Consider the following 4,441-nt stretch of genomic DNA (forward strand, 5'->3'; position numbering starts at 1 on the left):
CAGGCGACCCGGGTCACCTCGTCCGCGAACGACGACAACTGGTCCACCATCGTGTTCAGGGTGTGCGCGAGGCCCGCGACCTCACCCCGGGCGTCGACGGTGATCTGCCGGGTGAGGTCGCCGCGGGCCACGGCCGCCGCGACCTCGGCGATGCTGCGAACCTGGGTGGTGAGGTTGCCGGCCATGACGTTGACCGAGTCGGTCAGGTCGCGCCAGACCCCGGAAACGCCCTTGACCTGTGCCTGGCCGCCTAGCTTGCCCTCGGTGCCGACCTCCTTGGCCATCCGGGTGACCTCGTCGGCGAACGCGGAGAGCTGGTCGACCATCGTGTTGACGGTCGATTTCAGTTCGTGGATCTCGCCGCGGGCGTCCACGGTGATCTTCTGACTCAGATCACCCTGCGCAACCGCGGTGGTAACCTGAGCAATGTTGCGGACCTGACTGGTCAGGTTGCCCGCCATCGAATTCACCGACTCGGTGAGGTCCCGCCAGACCCCCGAGACGCCCTTGACCTTGGCCTGCCCGCCCAGGTTGCCCTCCGTGCCCACCTCACGGGCGACCCGGGTCACCTCGTCCGCGAACGACGACAACTGGTCCACCATCGTGTTCACCGTGGTGCCGATCCGCAGGAACTCCCCACGCACCGGCTGGCCGGCGATCTCCAACGCCATGTGCTGGGACAGGTCCCCCTCGGCCACCGCCGCTATGACCCGCGCCACCTCGTGGGTCGGCCGGGCCAGGTCGTCGATGAGGGAATTCACCGCCCGCGTCATGTCGGACCAGCCGCCGGGGCTGCCCAGATCCTCCATCCGCAGGGTGAGCCGGCCGTCACGGCGGATCACCTTGCTGACCCGGGCCAACTCACGCGCGTGGCGCTCCTGGATGGCGGCCAGCTCGTCGAACTTGCGCACCACGTCACCGGCGTAGCCGTCCCGCGCCGCGAGGCGGGTCGAGAAGTCGCCCTCGCACAGGCGGGTCAGCCCGTGCAGGAGATCCGCGATCAGCTCGTCGGCGGCGGCCATCGGCGCCCGAGTGTCGTCCGCGGGAAGGGATGCATGGGGCACGATGGTCGCGGTAGCGTCACCGCCGGGTGCATCCAGATCATGACGAGCCGAGGGTTGCGGGTCGTATGCGGGGCTCATTGGTCTCCTACCTGAGCTCGGTCGACACGATCGTCCCGGATCCCGGGCCGGGCGGAGGACCCGGGTCAAGGGCGGTCTCCCACCGGCACCAGCGTGGGGCGGCGTCGGTGGACAGGTGACACCAGCCGCCAGTATCCGCCTCACGATGGACAACGCAGGAGAGACTGAGCACATGTATGGCGCAGCAGGGGGTGGGACGATGCCGGCGCGCGCCATCGCGTTGCCACCGACGCCCGACTCCCCCCGGGCCGCCCGGCGCTTCCTGCTCGAGGCGTTGCACGGGCGGCTGGACGACGACCTGTTGGACTCCGCGCTTCTGCTCGTCACCGAGCTGGTCACCAATGTCGTCGTGCACGCGGGCACCTCGGCCACCGTGGAGGTGCGCGCGGACGGTGACGGCGTGCGGGTCGGGGTTGCCGACCGGCATCCGGTCCGCATCGGCATGGCCCGGGTAAAGAAGGTCGGGGACGCCGACTTCGGCATCGACGGGCTGCGCGAGGACGGCCGCGGCCTCGCCCTCGTTGACGCGCTCGCGACGAGCTGGGGGACCGAGCACGGCCGCGGCGGCAAGACCGTCTGGTTCCGCCTGGGAACCGTCGGCGACGGCTCGCACACCCCGGCGGCGGGCGACGACGAGGCCACCGGTGCCTCGTCGTCCGCGTCCTCGTCCTCGCCCGCTGTGGCTGTGACCAGTCCCGCTGTGGCTGTGACCAGTCCCGCTGTGGCTGTGACCAGTCCCGCGCCCTGCGCGGCCCCGGCCCCCGTGGTACCGGCGCGTCCGGTCCGGCTGATAGCCCGGGACACCGCCCGTGCCCTCACCGCCGAGGGCGAGGTCAACGAACTGCTCGCGCAACTGGTGGACGCGCTCGCGGTAACCGCTGGGCTGGTGCGGCGTCCCGGGCGCGACGGCGGCCGGTTGGAGACCGTGGCCACGCTTGGGGCCGTCAGCTCGGTCACCGAGGCGCTCTCGTTCCCGCTGGATCCGACGCAGGAGAGCCTCGGCGAACTGCTGCTCTGGCCGGCGGCCGGCGGCCGCCCGAGTGGTTCGGGCGGCACCGGCGGTTCGGGCGGAGCGGAGGTCTCTGGCGAGGTCCGCTGGACGGATGCCGCCGCGGCGGCCGGGCTGGACGTGGAACGCATCCGCCTGACGACCCGATGGATGGCCCTGGCCCTCGGCGGCGGCGACATGCGACGCGCCGAGGAACGCCGCATCGGGATGCTGTCCTTCCTCGCCGAGGCGTCCGATCTGCTGGCGGGCAGCCTGGACCTGAGCCGCTCGCTGGCGCTGCTCGCGCGGTTGCCGGTCCCACGGTTGGCCCAGTGGTGCGCGGTGTACCTGCACCGGGAGAACGCCGATCCCGCCCTGTGGGCGGCGGCGCACGCGGAGGAGAACGCGGCGGGCGCCCTCACCGCTGCCGCGGTCGACCCGGACGGCCTGTTGATGGCGGCGGTGCGCTCCGCGAGCGGAGACCGGGTGCGTTCGCTGACCGCGCTCGGCGGACCGGCGCTCGTGATGGTACTGCGGGCCCGGCGGCGGGTACTCGGGGTGCTCGCGCTCGGCCGCCCCGAGGGCAACGCCTTCGCCGCGGACGAGATCGATCTACTCGCCGACCTCGCGCGCCGGGCCGCCTTCGCGGTCGACAACGCCCGGCTCTACAGCCGGCAGGTGGAACTGGCCGGCACGCTCCAGGCGGGTCTGCGCCCACCGGAGCTGCCGATGATCGAGGGACTGGATCTCGGTTCCGCCTATGGCGCCGCGCAGTCGGCGGGTCTCGACGTCGGCGGCGACTTCTTCGACCTGCTGTCGGGTCCGCTCGGCTGGACGATCGCCATCGGCGACGTCTGTGGCAAGGGTGCAGAGGCCGCCACCGTGACCGGGGTGGCCCGCGCCGTCCTGCGGCTGCTGACGGGCCGGGGTACGGAGCTCGGCGAGGTGCTGCTCGAGTTGAACCGGACCCTGCGCGACGCCACGTCGTCTCATCCGAACGGGCAGAGCCGGTTCTGCACCCTGGCCGCCGCCGCGATCATGGCGCCGGCCGGCGGACCCGCGGGGAGCGAGTCCGCCGACACCGACACCGACACCAGCACCAGCACCAGCACCAGCACCAGCACCAGCACCGGGATCCGACTGCGGCTGTTCCTCGCCGGCCATCCCCAGCCGGTGGTGCTGCACGCTGACGGGCACGCCTCGCTCGTCGGTCGCCCGGGAACCCTGCTCGGCGTCCTCGACGACGACGAGGTCTCGTTTCCGGGGTTCGAGATCGTCCTGCGCCCGGGCGAGTCACTGGTCTTCTACACCGACGGGGTGATCGAGGCCCGCAATGGCGGGAAGCTGCTCGGCGAGGACCGGCTCCTCGACGCGATCGGGGGGTGCGCGGGACTGTCAGCGCAGGGGATCGCGGATCGCGTCCTGGCCGCCGCCGAGCGGTTCGCCGGCGGCAACCTGCGCGACGACGTCGCGATCCTCGTGGCGCGCGTGCCCGGCTGACCGGCATGATGGGCGCTCCGGGCTACCTCCGAGGGCACCTCCGGTACGCCCGCGGGCGTACTGCGGGCCCCCCGGACCCCACGGGCACGAAGGCCCGGGCCCCACGGGCACGAAGGGCCCACGGAGAGGAGACACCACCGGGCGCCGTGCCGGATGCCGTATCGGCATGGCCTCAAGAGGTGCGATCCGGAAACAGAGGCTTCAATCCCCACCCAGTGGGTAGAGCCACCTCGATATCCTCGCACAGGCTTGGTGGTCGATGAGCGCGTTTTCGGTCCCGATGGATGTGGTACGGCAGGCAACGTCCAGTTGCCCACCCGCAACCCACATACTCGCCGAGCTCCCCTATCTGCCCTCCGCCGTCCCGCAGGCCCGCAGGGTGCTCCGTGAGGGCATCCGGCTGGCGGACCTTCCCGAGGACGTGCGCGGCACCGCCGAGCTGCTCGTCAGTGAGCTCGTGACGAACGCGGTCAAGTACGGGCAGCCGCCGCTGTGGCTGCTCATCGAGATACGGCCCGGTCTGATCCACGCGTCCGTGTCGGACACCTCGACGGTCCTGCCGCAGCGGCGTGAGGCCGCGCCGGACGCCGAGGGCGGTCGCGGCCTGCTGGTTCTCGACACGTTGGCGGGCAGCTGGGGGACGGTGGCGGTCGAGTCAGGGAAGTACCTGTGGTTCGACCTGCCCGTGCCGGTTCTGCCGGCGCCGGTGATGGGTCGGCGGTCCACCTCCGTCCCCGAAGCCGACGGCGCGGCATCCCCGGACGCCGGGAACTCCTCGCTGCCCGAGGGGCCGTCGTCCGCCGACGGGTCG

3 protein-coding genes are annotated in these 4,441 nt (G+C 72.1%); 2 read left to right on the plus strand and 1 reads right to left on the minus strand.

Annotated elements, in window-relative coordinates; translation table 11 throughout:
- A partial coding sequence (locus AC08OP_RS21245) for a HAMP domain-containing protein (RefSeq protein WP_476615792.1) occupies positions 1-1,142 on the minus strand: 1,142 nt, incomplete at its 3' end.
- A 172-nt stretch (positions 1,143-1,314) separates the two neighbouring features.
- Between AC08OP_RS21245 and AC08OP_RS21250 the strand changes: the two genes are divergently transcribed.
- Both AC08OP_RS21250 and AC08OP_RS21255 read left to right on the plus strand, forming a co-directional pair.
- Positions 1,315-3,630 (plus strand): SpoIIE family protein phosphatase, encoded by a 2,316-nt coding sequence (locus tag AC08OP_RS21250; protein WP_476615793.1) that lies wholly within the window; start codon positions 1,315-1,317, stop codon positions 3,628-3,630.
- A gap of 259 nt (positions 3,631-3,889) precedes the next feature.
- Positions 3,890-4,441: ATP-binding protein (locus AC08OP_RS21255; protein ID WP_476615794.1), on the plus strand; the 552-nt coding region annotated here is incomplete at its 3' end.

It is taken from the genome of Frankia sp. CeRuru1 (assembly GCF_977966315.1).

Excerpts from the sequence above, each read along its gene's own strand:
- AC08OP_RS21250 (WP_476615793.1), top strand. The coding sequence starts at position 1,315 with ATGTATGGCGCAGCAGGGGGTGGGACGATGCCGGCGCGCGCCATCGCG.